This is a genomic window from Kitasatospora sp. NPDC051853 (genome assembly GCF_044452665.1).
Classification (GTDB): domain Bacteria; phylum Actinomycetota; class Actinomycetes; order Streptomycetales; family Streptomycetaceae; genus Kitasatospora.
Genome location: NZ_JBITBY010000014.1, coordinates 221,259 through 237,759, shown reverse-complemented (window position 1 = coordinate 237,759; position 16,501 = coordinate 221,259). Strand labels below are relative to the sequence as shown.

The following is a 16,501-nucleotide window of genomic DNA, read 5'->3' as shown; positions in this document are numbered from 1 at the left end:
TTCATGCGAGCCATGGGCCACTTTCCTCCGGGGCTGGTGGAGGATTGCGGGGAGACCCGGCGGTGAACCGGACCCATCACCGAGTCACGCAACGGCGCGCGACAGGAGCCATACAGCCATGCAGACCAAGCTGGACGCAGCCAAGGCCGAGCTGCTCACCAAGGCGGCGGCAGCCGCTGAGAACAGCCAGGTGGGGGGAGCGGCGCCCGGGGAAGGCCTGAGCAACGGTGCTCTGGCTTCGTACCTGCGGTACTACTACCTCCACACCGCCCCCGAGGACCTCGTCGACCGCGACCCGGTGGACGTCTACGGCGCGGCGGCCTCGCACTACCGCCTCGGCCTGAAGCGCCCGCAGGGCACCGCCGAGGTCCGGGTCTACACCCCCACGGTGGAGGAGAACGGCTGGTCCTGCGGCCACACCGTGGTCGAGGTCGTCACCGACGACATGCCCTTCCTGGTCGACTCGGTCACCAACGAGCTGACCCGCCAGGACCGCGGCATCCACGTGGTGATCCACCCCCAGCTGGTGGTGCGCCGTGACCTGACCGGCAAGCTGCTGGAGATCCTCGACCTGGACGCCTGCTCGCGCAGCCAGGCGGCCGGCACCGAGTGGCCCGCCGACGCCACGGTCGAGTCCTGGATGCACATCGAGATCGACCGGGAGACCGACCGCGAGGACCTCCACGCGATCGAGGCCAACCTGCGCCGGGTGCTCGGTGACGTCCGCGAGGTCGTCGAGGACTGGGGCAAGATGCGCGACTCCGCGCTCCGCCTGGCCGACGAGCTGGCCGAGGAGCCCCCGGCCCACCTGCCCGAGCAGGAGGTCGGCGAGGCCTGGGAGCTGATGCGCTGGCTGGCCGACGACCACTTCACCTTCCTCGGCTACCGCGAGTACGACCTGGCCGAGCACGAGGGCGAGGAGGTGCTGCGGGCCGTTCCCGGCACCGGCCTGGGCATCCTGCGCTCCGACCCGCTCAGCCACGACACCGACCACCACCCGGTCTCCGAGGCCTTCGGCCGGATGTCCGCCCCGGTCCGGGCCAAGGCGCACGAGAAGAAGCTGCTGGTCCTCACCAAGGCCAACAGCAAGTCCACCGTGCACCGCCCGGCCTACCTGGACTACGTCGGCGTGAAGCGCTTCGACGCCCAGGGCAACGTGATCGGCGAGCGCCGCTTCCTCGGCCTGTTCTCCTCGGCCGCGTACACCGAGTCGGTCACCCGCATCCCGGTGGTCCGCCGCAAGGTGCAGGAGGTGCTGACCGGCTCCGGCTTCGCCACCGAGAGCCACGACGGCCGCGACCTGCTCCAGATCCTGGAGACCTTCCCCCGGGACGAGATCTTCCAGACCCCGGCCGAGCAGCTGCTCTCCATCGCCACCAGCGTGCTCTACCTGCAGGAGCGCCGCCGGCTGCGGCTGTTCCTCCGTCAGGACGAGTACGGGCGCTACTTCTCCGCGCTGATCTACCTGCCGCGCGACCGCTACACCACGCGGATCCGGCTGCGCCTGATGGACCTGCTGCTGCAGGAGCTGAACGGCGAGAACATCGAGTACACCGTCTGGTCCACCGAGTCGGTGCTGACCCGACTGCACTTCGTGGTCCGGGTCGCCAAGGGCAGCGAGCTGCCCTCGCTGACCGACGCCGAGGTGGAGCGGATCGAGGCCAAGCTGGCCGAGGCCGCCCGCTTCTGGATGGACGGCTTCCACGACCAGCTGCACGTCGAGCTGGGCGAGGAGCGCGCCGCCGAGCTCGGCCGCCGCTACGCCAACGCCTTCCCCGACGGCTACCGCGCCGACTTCCCGCCGCGCACCGCCGTCGCCGACCTCAAGCAGATCGAGGCGCTGAGCGGCGAGGGCGACTTCCGGCTCAACCTCTACCAGCCGGTCGGCGCGGGCGACGACGAGCGCCGCTTCAAGATCTACCGGGTCGGCGGCCCGATCTCGCTGACCGAGGTCCTGCCGGTGCTCCAGCGCCTGGGCGTCGAGGTGCTCGACGAGCGCCCGTACGCGCTCACCCGCGAGGACGGCTCCAAGGCCTGGGTCTACGACTTCGGCCTGCGGCTGCGCGAGTCCGCCGCGCTCACCGACGAGGCGCGCGAGCGCTTCCAGGACGCCTTCTCGGCGACCTGGACCGGCAAGGCGGAGAACGACGGCTTCAACGAGCTGGTCCTCACCGCCGGTCTGACCTGGCGTCAGGCCGTGGTGCTGCGCGCCTACGCCAAGTACCTCCGCCAGGCCGGGAGCACCTTCTCCCAGGACTACATGGAGGACGCGCTCCGCAACAACATCCACACCACCCGGCTGCTGGTGAACCTCTTCGAGGCCCGGCTCAGCCCCGGCCACCAGCAGGGTGCGTCCGAGCTGACCGAGGGCATCCTGGAGGAGCTCGCGGGCGCCCTGGACGAGGTCGTCTCGCTGGACGAGGACCGCATCCTGCGCTCCTTCCTGCACCTCATCAAGGCCACCCTGCGGACCAACTTCTTCCAGCACGCCGCGGACGGCGAGCGGCACTCCTACGTGTCGATGAAGTTCGACCCCAAGGCCATCCCGGACCTGCCGGCCCCGCGCCCGGCCTTCGAGATCTGGGTCTACTCGCCCCGGGTCGAGGGCGTGCACCTGCGCTTCGGCAAGGTCGCCCGCGGCGGTCTGCGCTGGTCCGACCGGCGCGAGGACTTCCGCACCGAGATCCTCGGCCTGGTCAAGGCCCAGATGGTCAAGAACACCGTCATCGTCCCGGTCGGCGCCAAGGGCGGCTTCGTCGCCAAGCAGCTGCCGGACCCGTCGGTGGACCGCGACGCCTGGCTGGCCGAGGGCATCGCCTCGTACAAGACCTTCATCTCGGCGCTGCTGGACATCACCGACAACCTGGTGGCCGGTGATGTCGTGCACCCCGCCGAGGTGGTCCGCCACGACGAGGACGACACCTACCTGGTGGTCGCCGCCGACAAGGGCACCGCGACCTTCTCGGACATCGCCAACGGCGTGGCCGAGCAGTACGGCTTCTGGCTGGGCGACGCCTTCGCCTCCGGCGGCTCCGCCGGGTACGACCACAAGGGCATGGGCATCACGGCGCGCGGCGCCTGGGAGTCCGTCAAGCGCAACTTCCGCGAGCTGGGCCACGACACCCAGACCGAGGACTTCACCGTGGTCGGCATCGGCGACATGTCCGGTGACGTGTTCGGCAACGGCATGCTGCTCAGCGAGCACATCCGGCTGGTGGCCGCCTTCGACCACCGCCACATCTTCCTGGACCCGAACCCGGACGCGGCGGTCTCCTTCGCCGAGCGGCGCCGGCTCTTCGACGTCCCGCGCAGCTCCTGGGACGACTACGACAAGAGCCTGATCTCGGCGGGCGGCGGCGTCTTCCCGCGCTCCGCCAAGTCGATCCAGCTCTCCGCCCAGGTCCGCGAGCGGCTCGGCATCGAGGAGTCCAAGCTCACCCCGGCCGAGCTGATGAAGGCGATCCTGCAGTCCCCGGTGGACCTGTTCTGGAACGGCGGCATCGGCACCTACATCAAGTCCTCCGCCGAGACCAACGCCGAGGTGGGCGACAAGTCCAACGACGCGATCCGGGTCAACGGCGGCCAGGTCCGGGCCCGGGTGGTCGGCGAGGGCGGCAACCTCGGCTGCACCCAGCTCGGCCGCATCGAGTACGCCTCGACCGGCGGCCCGGAGGGCACCGGCGGCTGGATCAACACGGACGCCATCGACAACTCGGCGGGCGTGGACACCTCGGACCACGAGGTCAACATCAAGATCCTGCTCAACCAGGTCGTCGCCGACGGCGACATGACGGTCAAGCAGCGCAACAAGCTGCTCGCCGAGATGACCGACGAGGTCGGCCACCTGGTGCTGCGCAACAACTACGCGCAGAACGTGGTGCTGGCCAACGCGGTCGCCCAGGCCCTCTCGATGGTCGACGTGCACGCCCGCATGATCAACCGCCTGGAGGGCAACGGCCAGCTGGACCGGGCCATCGAGTTCCTGCCGACGGACCGTCAGATCAAGGAGCGGGCGGCCGGCGGGCGCGGGCTCTCCCAGCCCGAGCTCTCGGTGCTGCTCGCCTACACCAAGATCACCCTGGCCGACGAGCTGCTGGCCACCGAGCTCCCCGACGACCCGTACTTCCGCACCGCGCTGCACGAGTACTTCCCGAGCGCGCTGCGGGCCCGGTTCGCCGAGGCGATCGACCAGCACCCGCTGCGCCGCGAGATCATCACCACCCTGATCGTCAACGACACGATCAACCGCGGCGGCTGCACCTTCGCCTTCCGGCTCCGCGAGGAGACCGGCGCCACCATGGAGGAGATCGCCCGCACCCACGCGGCGGCGCGCGCGGTCTTCGGCCTGGAGCGGATCTGGTCGGACGTCGAGGGCCTCGACAACGCCGTCCCGGCGCGGGTGCAGACCAAGATGCGCCTGCACACCCGCCGGCTGGTCGAGCGGGCCACCCGCTGGATGCTCAACAACCGGCGCCAGCCGCTCGACATCGCGGGCACCATCGAGTTCTTCCAGTCCCGGGTCGACCAGGTCTGGGACAGCCTGCCCAAGCCGCTGCGCGGCGAGGACCTCACCTGGTTCGAGGGCATCCACCGGGAGCTGGCCGGGGCCGGCGTGCCGGAGGAGCTGGCGCTGCGGGTCGCGGGCCTGTCGTCCGCCTTCCCGACCCTGGACATCGTCGGCGTGGCGGACCGCAACGACGCCGAGGTGACGGAGGTGGCCGAGCTCTACTACGACCTGGCCGACCGCCTGCAGATCACCCACCTGCTGGACCGGATCATCGAGCTGCCGCGCGACGACCGCTGGTCCTCGATGGCCCGCGCCGCGATCCGCGAGGACCTGTTCGCCGCGCACGCCGCGCTCACCGCGGACATCCTGTCCTGCGGCACCGAGGGCTCCACGCCCGAGGAGCGGTACGCGGCCTGGGCCGAGCTCAACTCGACCCTGCTGAGCCGGGCCAAGACCACCCTCGACGACATAAGGGGTTCGGACAACTACGAGCTGTCCAGCCTCTCGGTCGCCATGCGGGTGATCCGCACCCTGCTCCGCACGGGCGTCTGACGGTCCGACAGTTCACCGCGAGGGCGGTACCGGCTTTCCAGCCGGTACCGCCCTCGCGGCATTCTGTTCGGAACCCGGGGGCGCGAGCGGACAGGTAGGGGCGTGGAACTGTCACTGCGGGCCCGGCTGCGCGCCGGGGACCAGAGCGCCTTCGGGCGGCTCTTCGACGAACACGCACAGGGGGTGTACGGGTATGCCGTACGGACGCTGGGGGACTGGGCCGCCGCCGAGGACGTGGTCTCGCTGACCTTCCTGGAGGCCTGGCGGCTGCGCGGGAAGCTGCACGAGGAGGGCGAGTCGGTACGCCCCTGGCTGTTCGGCATCGCCACCAACGTGCTGCGCAACACCACCCGGGCCGGCCGCCGCCACCGGGCCGCGATGGCCCGGCTGCCGGAGCGGGACGTGGTGCCCGACTTCGCCGACGAGCTGGTCGGCCGGATGGACGACGGCGCCCGGCTGGCCGCCGCCAAGCGCGCGCTGGAGCGGCTGCGCCGCCGCGAGCGGGAGGTCTTCCAGCTCTGCGTGCTGGCCGGGCTGGACTACGCCTCGGCCGCCGAGGCGCTCGGCGTGCCGGTCGGCACCGTCCGCTCCCGGCTCTCCCGGGCCCGGGCCCGGCTGCGCGACCTGGCGGCGGAAGAACTGACGGAACCTCACCGCGGCCGCGGACAGGTAGGGAGTGACCGCGTCGAAGCGGTCCGGTCCGAGGGGAAGAACTGATGAACCGTGAGCACGAGCCGGTGCTCCCCGCCGACCGCCACCAGCTGTTGAGGGGACATCTGATGAGCGAGATCGACCAGGAGAACGCACCGCGCCGGAGCCCGGCGCGGCGGTACGGATGGGTGGCGCTGCCCGCGCTGGCGGGCGGGCTGGCGCTGGTGATGGTGCTGGGCGGCGGGGGGAGCGGCGAGGTGCCGGAGCGGCCGCCGGTGGCGGCGGGCCCGCTGGGGACGCCGTCGGCGAGCGCACAGCCGGTGCCGGAGCCGGTGCAGCTGCTGGACCGGATCGCCCAGGTCGCGGCGGCCAAGCCCGCCCAGGAGGTGAAGGACCACCAGTTCGTCTACGTGAAGTCGGTGAACCGCTTCCCGGACTATTGGAAGAACGTGATGGTCCCCGGGACGTTGCGCGAGCGGGAGGCCTGGCACTCGGTGGACGGGAAGAAGGCCGGTCTGCTGTACGAGCCCGGCCTGTTCCGCCCCGGGGTGGACCCGGGGGTGAAGCCCGACGGGACCATGGAGCTGGACACCAACACCAGCCCGAACGTGAACAGCCCCACCTACCGGTACCTGGCCGCGCTGCCCACCGATCCCAAGGTGCTGCTGCAGAAGATGATCGACGAGAAGTCGGGCAAGGAGCACACGCCCCAGAGCGCCTTCGGGGTCATCGGGGACCTGCTGCGCGAGCAGATCGCCCCGCCGGAGGTGACCGCCGCGCTCTACCGGGCGGCCGGCCTGATCGAGGGCGTCCAGCTGATCGACGACGTGGCCGACGCCCGGGGGCGCCACGGGGTGGCGGTCGGGCTGACCGTCCAGGACGTCCGGCTGGAGTGGGTCTTCGACCGGGGCACCAGTGAGTTCCTCGGCGAGCGCCAGGTGGTGGTCAAGGAGGGCAGCCGGGGCAAGCCCGGTGACGTGATCGCCGAGACCGCCGTGCTCACCCGTGCCGTGGTGGACAAGGCGGGTGACCGCCCCTGACCCTCCGTCAGCTGCCCGCCCGCAGGGTCGCGGCCCGCTGGAGGGCGCTGGCCAGCAGGGCCAGGTCGGTCGGCCCGTTGCCCAGTTCGCGGACCGGGCGGCGGGTCGGCGGGGTGCCGAGCTGGGCCGGGTCGACGGCGACCACGGTGGGGCGCAGGGTGGCGGTACGGGGGATCCGGCCGCTGACCCGGGCGGCCTGGAAGGCCGTCACCCCGCCGTCCGGGCGGCGCAGGTAGCCCCGGCCCGGGGTGCCCTCGGGGAGGGCGGCGGCGTCGGTGAGGTGGATCAGCAGGTCGGAGTCGACCGGGTCGGCGGTGCGCAGCGCGATCCGCAGTTGGGCGTTCTCGTCCAACGCGGTGCCCACCGCCAGCTCGGGCGCCCCGGTGGCGGCCACCAGGTGGACGCCGAGCCGGCCGCCGCGTTCGGCCACGGCGGACAGCGCCCGGCTGAGCGGGCGGCCGGCCGGGGAGGTGGGGGAGAGCAGCGCGTCCAGGTCGTCGACCACCACGACCAGCCGGGCCGGGGCGGTGAGCACGTCGGCCGGCTTGCGCTGCTGGCCGACCCGGGGGGCCGTCATCGGGGCGGTGCCGCCGCCGGCCGTCACCAGGGCGGGGGCGGGCTGCACGGCGGCCCGGGCGTTGTGCCAGGCGGTGAACGAGAGGCCGTCGAACAGCGCCTCGCGGTGGGCGAGTTCGTCCAGCAGGGTCTCGGCGGCGAGCAGCGCCCGGCGCGGGTCGGCCCCGGCGTCCACGTGCTCGGTGACCTGCGGCAGGTCGGTGCAGCCGGCCAGCCCGGCGGGGGCCTCGGCGGTGCCGCCGCCCCGGCCGTCGACCACGGTGATCCGCAGCCGTCCGGGCTGCTCGGAGACGGCCAGCGAGGCGACCAGGGTGCGCAGCAGTTCGGTCTTGCCGGTGCCGCGGGCGCCGCCGATCAGCAGGTGCGGGCCGTTGGGCTCGTCCGGGTCGGCGAGGTCGACCAGCAGGGTCTCGTCCCGGCCGGTGCCGAGCAGGGCGGTGGCGGTGCCGGGGCCGCCGGGCAGGGCGGCCCAACGGGCGGCCAGCTTGGAGGGGGTGACGGTGTCGGGCTGGAGCAGGTCCAGCAGCCGCAGCTGCTCGGGCAGCGGGCCGCGGGAGACCGGGGAGGCCTCGCGCAGCGGGGCCAGCACCCGGGCCAGCCGCTCGGCCCAGGCGGGGGAGACGGCGTCCAGGGAGAGGTCGCGGACGAGTTCGCGGCCGCCGCCGCCCAGCGGGCGGTCCAGGGTCAGCTGGGTGGCGACCTCGCCGGTGACCACCGCGGTGGCGCCGAGCCCGGCGGGCAGCGCCTCCGGGGTCTCGGCCAGGCAGACCGGGAAGACGCCGAGCGCCGGGCCCTGCTCCAGCAGGACGGCCAGCGCCTCCCGGGCGGGCCCGGTGGCGGGGGCGCCGTCGAGCAGCAGCACGGTGGTGCCCGACGGTCCGTCGGCCGCTCCGGCCCGGGCCCCGGTGGCCAGCTCGGTCAGCCGGGCCTCGGTCTGCTCGGGGCCGAACCCGACCAGCAGGCGGCAGTCCTGACCGCGCGTCGGCTCCAGGTGCGGCAGCCAGAAGGCCCAGGACCAGTCGGCGGAGTGCGCCTCCTCGGCCCCGGCCACCACCAGGCTGAGCGAGCTCGGCGGGTGCAGTACGGCGAGCTGGGCGAGCACCGCGCGGGCCAGACCGGCCAGCCGGGGGCGCGGGCCGGCCAGGCCGAGGCTGCCGGCGGTCTGCAGGTCCACGGTGACCGGGACGGCGGGCAGCACGGTGCCGGGGGCGGTGCCGGGGCCGCCGGGGCGGTCGGCGGTGCCGAGCCGCAGGGTGAGCGCGTCGGGGTGCTGCGGGCCGCGCTCCCAGAGCCGGGGGCCGGAGCCGAGCGCGGTGAGCAGCAGGGCGGCCGGGTCGGGCCAGCGCTCGCGCTGGGCGGCGGCCTGGCGGCTGCGCACGGCGGCGTGCTGCTGGGCGGCACTCGGCCCGGCGGGCTCGGCCTGGCGGCGGCGGGAGAACAGCGAACGGGCCCGGCCGCCGGTGGCGGGGGGCTCGGTGGCGGGCGGCTCGGGCAGGGCGGCCGCCGGTACCGGCGGGGCCGGGGGAGCGGCGGCCAGCTGGAGCCGGCCGAGGCCGTCGGGGGTGGTGCGGCCGCCGTCCCGGGCCTCCTGACGGGTGATCAGCAGGGTGGACTCGCCGATCCGGACCAGGCCGTCCTCGGCCAGCTCGACCGCCTCGTCGCGCAGGAAGCGGCCGTCCAGCACGGTGCCGTTGGTGGAGGCCAGGTCCCGGACGGTCACGGTGCCGTCGGGGGAGAGCTGGAGGGAGAGGTGCAGCCGGGAGACGTCCGGGTCGTCCAGCGGGACGTCGGCGGCGCTGGAGCGGCCGACGGTGACGCGCTCCCCGTGCAGGCGGTGCACGCCGCCCGCGTCCGGGCCGCCGGTGACGCGCAGCTCGGCCGGGGCCGGGGCGTCGTCCTGGTCGGCGTCCGGGTCGGGCTCGTTGAGCGAGAGCACCGCGCCGTCGAGCAGCGGGGGGTGGCCGAGCAGGGTCTGCTCGTCGATCCGCCGGCTCCCGGCGTACAGGTGCACATGGGTCGCCGAACGCGGGCCGCGCACGCCCACCGCGCCCGCGAGCGCCCCCGCGACCGCGCCGAGCGCCGTGCCGACCGGGGCCGTGACCAGGACGTCGGTGGCCGTTCCGGCGGCTGCCGGTCCGCTGCGCGGTCGGAGGACAGTGAGCCGGATCTGCATCGCCCCCGCACTCCCCTTCAGTGATGCCGTTGGGCCACAAGAGTGGTGCCTGTCATCCTGCCACCCCGGGGGGACGCCGCGCGCCCGGCACCGTAATCGGACGATCTTGCGATCATCGCCATGGTGGAGCCGACGCCCCGTCAGGTCAACCCGCTCCGGTACCGCTCCGGTCGGGGTGCCTCGGAAACCTGGACGACCGCCGTTAGAGTTGCCGAAAACCACGGCAGCCCGTCATGAGCCAGAGGGCACGGCGAATGACGACAACAAGGAGACAGCGTGCGGCCAGTCGGCAGCAAGTACCTGCTTGAGGAGGCCCTCGGACGCGGGGCCACCGGCACCGTCTGGCGCGCCCGGGTCCGGGAGGGCGTGGTGGTGCCGGGCATCGAGCCGGGCAGCGCGGTGGCGATCAAGATACTGCGCGAGGAACTGGCCGCCGACCCGGACGTGGTGATGCGCTTCCTGCGCGAGCGCTCCGTCCTGCTCCGGCTGACCCACCCCAACATCGTCCGGGTCCGCGACCTGGTGGTCGAGGGCGAGCTGCTGGCCCTGGTGATGGACCTGGTGCAGGGCCCCGACCTGTTCCACTACCTGCGCGGCAACGGCCCGTTCAGCCCGATCGCCGGCTCCCTGCTGATGGCCCAGATCGCCGACGCGCTGGCCGCCAGCCACGCCGACGGCGTGGTGCACCGCGACCTCAAGCCGGCCAACGTGCTGCTCGCCTCCACCACCGTGGACGGCGCCGAGCAGATGCACCCGATGCTCACCGACTTCGGCATCGCCCGGCTCGCCGACTCCCCGGGCATCACCCGCAGCCACGAGTTCGTCGGCACCCCCGCCTACGTCGCCCCCGAGTCCGCCGACGGCCGCCCGCAGACCTCCGCGGTGGACGTCTACGGCGCCGGGATCATGCTGTACGAGCTGACCACCGGCCGGGCCCCGTTCCAGGGCGACAACCCGGTGGCGATCCTCCAGGCGCACCTGGCCCAGGACCCGGAGCGCCCGCGCAGCATGCCCGAGCCGCTCTGGACGGTGATCGAGCGCTGCCTGCGCAAGGACCCGGCCGAGCGGCCCGGCGCGGTGGCGCTGGCACAGGCGCTGCGCGTGGTGGCCGCCGGGGTCGGCGTGCACGCCTCCCCGGACCAGGCCGAGGCCGCCCTCGCGGTCGGCGAGCTGCTCCGCCCGGACCCGCGGCCCACCCCGGCGACCGGCGCCCCGACCGAGCCCGGCGTGCCGGTGCCGGCCCAGTTCGCCGACTCCTCGTTCGGCGACCAGACCTTCGGCGAGCAGACCCAGGTGCTGCCCTCGGGGCAGTACGACGCGGCCGCCGCCACCCAGTTGATGAGCCCTCAGGGGGCGGCCGCCCCGCCGCCGGGCGCCGCCGACCGCACCGCGGTGATGCCGCAGGCCCCGGCGATGCCGCCCGCGCCCCCCGGCGCCCCGGCCGCCCCCGCGGAGGAGCAGCCGCACCCGTGGCAGACCCAGCTCCGGGCCGCCCGGGACCGCAACCAGCAGACCGAGGTCTTCGCCCCCGGCGACTACGGCGTCCAGGACGACTGGCCCGCCCCGCAGGTGGCCCCGCAGCCCTACCAGTCCCGGCCGCAGCCGCCCCGGCCGCCGCAGGGCTACCAGCCGCCGCAGCCGTACTCGCCGTACCGCCCGGACCAGCCGCAGCAGCAGCCCGGCCCGCCGCAGGGCGGCCCCCGCCCCGGTGCCCGGCCGCAGCCGCCCGGCGGCTACAACCAGCGCCCGCCGGTGGCCCCGCCGCCGTACCAGGGCCAGCAGCAGCCCCAGCCGGGGTACGGCCACCCGCAGCAGCACCAGCCCCAGCCCGGCTACGGCTACCCCCAGCAGCAGCCCCAGCCGCCCGCCTACCAGCAGGCGCCCCCGCCGGCCCCGGCCCCGGCCCGCCGCCCCGAGCCGGCCCCGCCGCGCCGCCAGGAGCCCCCGGCCCCGCAGCAGCGCGAGCCGGAGCCCCCGCGGGAGCGCGAGCGCGAGCCGCGCCGGCGCAGCCGGAACCGGATGTACATCCCGGGCCTGGGCTGCCTGAAGGGCTGTCTGATGATCATCGTCGTGCTGGCCCTGGCCGCCGTGGCGCTGTGGAACTTCACCGACCTGCCGATCTGGTGGGAGAACACCAAGGGCTGGTTCACCGACGTCAGCGACTGGGTCACCAGCCTGACGGGCAGTTAGGCGGCCGGTCGCATAGGGGACTTGTCGACAATTCACGATTTTTCCTGCCCCCTGAGGGCTGTTGAGGGCCGTTCGGCGTCCCCCGAACGGCCCTCGGGCGCGTAGGTTGGGTGGCTGAGAAGCACCGACCTACCGAGCGCGCAGCCGGGCAGCGCGCTCCCGCCGCCTACGGAGCAGCAGCATTGGCACGCAAGATCGGCAGCCGGTACACCGTCCAGCAGGTGATCGGCCGGGGGTCCGCCGGGACCGTGTGGCTCGGTGAGGGCCCGGACGGACCGGTGGCAGTCAAGCTGCTGCGCGAGGACCTGGCATCCGATCAGGTGCTGGTCGGCCGCTTCGTCCAGGAGCGCGCCGCGCTCACCAGCCTCGACCACCCCAACGTGGTCGAGGTCCGCGACATGGTGGTGGACGGCGACGACCTCGCCCTGGTGATGGAGCTGGTCCAGGGCACCGACCTGCGCTCCCGGCTGGAGCGCGAGGGCGCGCTGGCCCCGGCCGTCGCGGTCTCGGTGATCGCCGACGTGGCCGACGGCCTGGCCGCCGCGCACGCGGCCGGGATCGTCCACCGCGACGTCAAGCCGGAGAACGTGCTGCTCGACCTGGCCGCCCCGGCCGGCCCCGGCGGCGCCCCGCGGGCCAAGCTCACCGACTTCGGCATCGCCCGCCTGGTCGACGCACCCCGCCGCACCCGGGCCACCCGGATCATCGGCACCCCCGACTACCTGGCCCCCGAGATCATCGAGGGCCTGGAACCGCGGGCCGCCGTCGACATCTACGCCCTGGCCACCGTGCTCTACGAACTGCTCACCGGCTTCACCCCGTTCGGCGGCGGCCACACCGGCGCGGTGCTCCGACGGCACGTCACCGAGCAGGTGCCGCCCGTCCCCGGCCTGCCCGAGGGCCTGTCCCGGATCATCACCGAGTGCCTGGCCAAGGCCCCGGCCTCCCGGCTGCGCGCCGCCGAGCTGGCCACCCGGCTGCGCGAGCAACTCCCGTACCTGGTCGGCCTGCCCCCGCAGCTGCCGCCCGAGCGGGCCGAGGCCGAGCCCCCGCTCACCCCGGGCGAGGCGGTCTACACCGAGGTGGACGCCGGCCCCGGCACCCACCGCCGCCGCCGCGGCCCGGCCGTCCCGCTGGTCCAGGCCCCGCTGCCGGACTCCACCCGGGACACCCACACCAGCCTGCGCCGCCCCTCCGACCGCGAACTCGCCTCCTACGCCGCCGAGTCCCAGGCCCAGCGCCGGGAGGCCGCCCCCGCCGGGCACCGCAAGGGCCGCCGGGCGCTGGTGCGCCGCCGCCGGCTCTACGCGGTGCTGATCGCGGCGGTGCTGCTGCTGGCCGGCGCGGCCGCCGCCTACTCCGCCTTCGCCCAGGAACGGCACGCCGCCGGGGCGCGACCGGCGGGAATCCACGGGGTGACGGATACCCATGCGCAGTCGGGCCCGCCGAACCATTAGTCTGGTGGCGTGGCAGCCGTCGATCCTTCCGAAGAGCTCAAGTCCCTCGAAACGACCATGGGGTCGATCGAGGCCGTCCTCGACCTGGACAAGATCCGGGCCGACATCGCCGTGCTGGAGGAGGAGGCAGCCGCCCCGACCCTCTGGGACGACGTCGCGAACGCCCAGAAGGTGACCAGCCGGCTCTCCTTCCTCCAGGGCGAGGTCCGCAAGTTCGAGACCCTGCGCGGCCGGGTCGACGACCTGGGCGTCCTGTTCGAGCTGGCCGAGGCCGAGGACGACGCGGACACCCGCGCCGAGGCCGAGGCCGAGCTGGTGTCGGTCCAGAAGGCCGTCGAGGAGCTCGAGGTCCGCACCCTGCTCTCAGGCGAGTACGACGCCCGCGAGGCCCTGGTCAACATCCGGGCCGAGGCCGGTGGCGTGGACGCCGCCGACTTCGCCGAGCAGCTGATGCGCATGTACCTGCGCTGGGCCGAGCGGCACGGCTACCCGACCGAGGTCTACGACACCTCGTACGCCGAAGAGGCCGGCATCAAGTCCGCGACCTTCACCGTCAAGGCGCCGTACGCCTACGGCACCCTCTCGGTGGAGCAGGGCACCCACCGCCTGGTCCGCATCTCGCCCTTCGACAACCAGGGCCGCCGGCAGACCTCCTTCGCCGGCGTCGAGGTGCTCCCGGTCGTCGAGACCTCCGACCACGTCGACATCGACGAGGGCGAGCTGCGCATCGACGTCTACCGCGCCTCCGGCCCCGGCGGCCAGGGCGTCAACACCACCGACTCGGCGGTCCGGATCACCCACATCCCGACCGGCATCGTGGTCTCCTGCCAGAACGAGCGCTCGCAGATCCAGAACAAGGCCTCGGCGATGAACGTCCTCCAGGCCAAGCTGCTGGAGCGGCGCCGCCAGGAGGAGCGCGCCGCGATGGACGCGCTCAAGGACAGCGGCTCGTCCTGGGGCAACCAGATGCGCTCCTACGTGCTGCACCCGTACCAGATGGTCAAGGACCTGCGGACGGAGTTCGAGGTCGGCAACCCGCAGTCGGTGCTGGACGGCGACATCGACGGCTTCATCGAGGCCGGCATCCGCTGGCGGAAGCAGCGGGAGACCGCCGCGTAAGGACGTGCCGAAAAGGGCCCCGGGTCTTCCCGGGGCCCTTTCGCGTGTGCGGGTCCGTCAGGCCAGGGCCTGACGGGCGATCAGCGCCACCGCCAGCAGGCCGACGAGCAGCGCGAGCAGCGCCGTCGGCGACAGTGCGGCGAACGGGCCCTGCTGGTCCTGCAGCCGGGCCCGGTTGGCGCGGCAGACCGGGCAGCGGCCGTCACTCACGCGGCCGTTGCAGTTGGCGCACACCAGATGGTCGCAAGTCATGCGATCTCCTCCTTGCTGGTTACTGCAACGCGCCGGACGGGCTTCCGGTTCCTCGGACGGCCCCGGACGGGCGCTCTCAGCTACCACTGTGCCAGGTTCCGGCCGTTCCGGCCCGTCCTCCCCGTTCGCCGACCGCTCAACCGCATGCCGGGCTGTGACATGGGTCGCACTTATCCGGGCAGAACGGGATATTTCTCACCAAATCCCAGGTGAACCCCCGGACAGTGCCTGCGGGCCCGGAGGGGCTTCGCGTAGGGTCCGAGTCCTGACCCACCTAGGATGGCCCCCGTGATGCAGCCGTGATCAGATTCGACAACGTCTCCAAGACCTATCCCAAGCAGAACCGTCCGGCCCTGGACAACGTCTCGCTGGAGATCGAGAAGGGCGAGTTCGTCTTCCTGGTCGGTTCGTCCGGCTCCGGCAAGTCGACCTTCCTGAGGCTCTGCCTGCGCGAGGAGCGCCCGAGCACCGGTGCGGTGCACGTGCTGGGCAAGGACCTGGGCAAGCTGTCCAACTGGAAGGTGCCGCACATGCGGCGTCAGCTGGGCACCGTCTTCCAGGACTTCCGCCTGCTGCCGAACAAGACCGTCGCGCAGAACGTCGCGTTCGCGCTGGAGGTCATCGGCAAGCCGAAGAGCGCCATCAACAAGGTGGTGCCCGAGGTGCTCGACCTGGTCGGCCTCGGCGGCAAGGAGGACCGGATGCCCGGTGAGCTCTCCGGCGGTGAGCAGCAGCGCGTGGCGATCGCCCGGGCCTTCGTGAACCGGCCGATGCTGCTGATCGCGGACGAGCCCACCGGAAACCTCGACCCGCAGAACTCGGTCGGCATCATGAAGCTGCTCGACCGGATCAACCGCACCGGCACCACCGTCCTGATGGCCACCCACGACCAGGCCATCGTCGACCAGATGCGCAAGCGGGTGATCGAGCTCGACAAGGGGCTGCTGGTCCGCGACCAGGCCCGCGGCGTCTACGGCTACCAGAACTGAGCCACCAGACGCCCCGTCCGCCTGCCCGTTCCACCTGCCTGCCCCTGGAGTAACGCCATGCGCGCCCAGTTCGTCCTGTCGGAGATCGGCGTCGGTCTCCGCCGCAACCTGACCATGACCATCGCGGTCGTGGTCAGTGTCGCGCTATCGCTCGCCCTCGCCGGCGCCTCGCTGCTCGTCCGCGACCAGGTCAACTCCATGAAGGGGTACTGGTACGACAAGGTCGAGGTGAGCATCTACTTCTGCACCAAGTCGGACGCCAAGACCTCCGCCCAGTGCTCCGCGGGTGCCGCCACCGACCAGCAGATCGCCGAGGTCAAGGGCCAGCTGGACAAGATGACCCAGCTGGTGCAGAGCTCCACCTTCGAGAGCTCGCAGGACGCGTACAAGCGCTGGAAGGAGACCAACCCGGACAACCCGCTGCTCGCCGCCGTGGGCGCGGAGGCGATGCCGCAGTCCTGGCGGGTCAAGCTGAACGACCCGACCAAGTACGACGTGGTGCAGAGCGCCTTCGCCGGGAAGCCGGGCGTCAAGTCGGTCGAGGACCAGCGGAAGATCCTGGAGAACCTGTTCGGCCTGCTGAACGGCCTCCAGACCGCGGCCTTCGTGATCATGGTGCTGATGCTCTTCGTCGCCCTGCTGCTGATCGTGAACACCGTCCGGGTGTCCGCGTTCAGCCGACGGCGCGAGACGGGCATCATGCGCCTGGTCGGTGCCTCGAACTTCTACGTGCAGATGCCGTTCATCGCGGAGGCGGCCTTCGCCGCGCTGCTCGGTGCGGTGCTGGCCTCCGGGCTGCTGCTCGGCGGGCACTTCTTCGTGCAGGAGTTCCTGGCCCAGCGGGTGCAGTTCATCCACTTCATCGGGCTCTCCTCGGTGCTCACCGTCATCCCGCTGCTGGTCGTGGTCGGCATGGGAATGGCCGGCATCGCGGCGTTCATCACCCTCCGGAAGTACCTGAAGGTCTGACACCCCCTCAGGCAGTACGCCTAGAC

The 16,501-nt window shown here is 73.0% G+C and carries 10 protein-coding genes; 8 read left to right on the top strand and 2 right to left on the bottom strand.

Annotated elements, in window-relative coordinates:
• Nucleotides 1–118: 118 nt before the first annotated feature.
• The 3 genes from ACIA8O_RS33895 (at nt 119) to ACIA8O_RS33885 (ending at nt 6,750) form a co-directional block, all read left to right on the top strand.
• On the top strand, nt 119–5,059 hold the full coding sequence (locus tag ACIA8O_RS33895; RefSeq protein WP_396297848.1) for an NAD-glutamate dehydrogenase: 4,941 nt from the start codon (nt 119–121) through the stop codon (nt 5,057–5,059).
• A 102-nt stretch (nt 5,060–5,161) separates the two neighbouring features.
• A complete protein-coding gene (locus tag ACIA8O_RS33890) occupies nt 5,162–5,776 on the top strand; it encodes an RNA polymerase sigma factor (protein WP_396297847.1) in 615 nt (204 codons plus the stop codon).
• Complete coding sequence (locus tag ACIA8O_RS33885; RefSeq protein WP_396297846.1) at nt 5,776–6,750, top strand: CU044_5270 family protein; 975 nt, start codon at nt 5,776–5,778, stop codon at nt 6,748–6,750. Before ACIA8O_RS33890 ends, ACIA8O_RS33885 begins: the two co-directional genes overlap by 1 nt.
• 7 nt (nt 6,751–6,757) lie before the next feature.
• Here ACIA8O_RS33885 and ACIA8O_RS33880 read toward each other — a convergent pair whose 3' ends face one another.
• Entirely contained in the window at nt 6,758–9,499 is a 2,742-nt protein-coding gene (locus ACIA8O_RS33880) for an FtsK/SpoIIIE domain-containing protein (RefSeq protein WP_396297845.1), read from the bottom strand.
• 276 nt (nt 9,500–9,775) lie between these two features.
• Here ACIA8O_RS33880 and ACIA8O_RS33875 point away from each other — a divergent pair, with 276 nt between their 5' ends.
• The 3 genes from ACIA8O_RS33875 to prfB all read left to right on the top strand — a co-directional run bounded on the left by ACIA8O_RS33875 (nt 9,776) and on the right by prfB (nt 14,265).
• Nucleotides 9,776–11,689: a serine/threonine-protein kinase gene (locus ACIA8O_RS33875; protein ID WP_396297844.1), complete on the top strand. Its 1,914-nt coding sequence runs from the start codon at nt 9,776–9,778 to the stop codon at nt 11,687–11,689.
• 182 nt (nt 11,690–11,871) lie between these two features.
• Nucleotides 11,872–13,146 carry a serine/threonine-protein kinase gene (locus tag ACIA8O_RS33870; protein ID WP_396297843.1) on the top strand — a complete coding sequence of 425 codons (1,275 nt, stop codon included), beginning with the start codon at nt 11,872–11,874 and terminating at the stop codon, nt 13,144–13,146.
• Nucleotides 13,147–13,155: 9 nt separating this feature from the next.
• Complete coding sequence (gene prfB / locus ACIA8O_RS33865) at nt 13,156–14,265, top strand: peptide chain release factor 2 (protein ID WP_396297842.1); 1,110 nt, start codon at nt 13,156–13,158, stop codon at nt 14,263–14,265.
• 57 nt (nt 14,266–14,322) lie between these two features.
• Here the strand turns inward: prfB and ACIA8O_RS33860 are convergent, their stop codons facing one another.
• Entirely contained in the window at nt 14,323–14,517 is a 195-nt protein-coding gene (locus ACIA8O_RS33860; protein WP_396297841.1) for a hypothetical protein, read from the bottom strand.
• Between the two features lie 299 nt (nt 14,518–14,816).
• On the opposite strand from ACIA8O_RS33860, the gene ftsE reads away from it, so the two are divergent.
• A complete protein-coding gene (gene ftsE / locus ACIA8O_RS33855; protein ID WP_345281355.1) occupies nt 14,817–15,506 on the top strand; it encodes a cell division ATP-binding protein FtsE in 690 nt (229 codons plus the stop codon).
• A gap of 57 nt (nt 15,507–15,563) precedes the next feature.
• A complete protein-coding gene (gene ftsX, locus ACIA8O_RS33850) occupies nt 15,564–16,475 on the top strand; it encodes a permease-like cell division protein FtsX (RefSeq protein ID WP_345281357.1) in 912 nt (303 codons plus the stop codon).
• Nucleotides 16,476–16,501: the final 26 nt, after the last annotated feature.

What these genes read in the sequence shown, in the direction of transcription:
- ACIA8O_RS33895 (WP_396297848.1), top strand. Translation starts at nt 119, where the DNA reads ATGCAGACCAAGCTGGACGCAGCCAAGGCCGAGCTGCTCACCAAGGCG.
- ACIA8O_RS33885 (WP_396297846.1), top strand. Translation starts at nt 5,776, where the DNA reads ATGAACCGTGAGCACGAGCCGGTGCTCCCCGCCGACCGCCACCAGCTG.
- ACIA8O_RS33880 (WP_396297845.1), bottom strand. Translation starts at nt 9,499, where the DNA reads ATGCAGATCCGGCTCACTGTCCTCCGACCGCGCAGCGGACCGGCAGCC.
- ACIA8O_RS33860 (WP_396297841.1), bottom strand. Translation starts at nt 14,517, where the DNA reads ATGACTTGCGACCATCTGGTGTGCGCCAACTGCAACGGCCGCGTGAGT.
- ftsX (WP_345281357.1), top strand. Translation starts at nt 15,564, where the DNA reads ATGCGCGCCCAGTTCGTCCTGTCGGAGATCGGCGTCGGTCTCCGCCGC.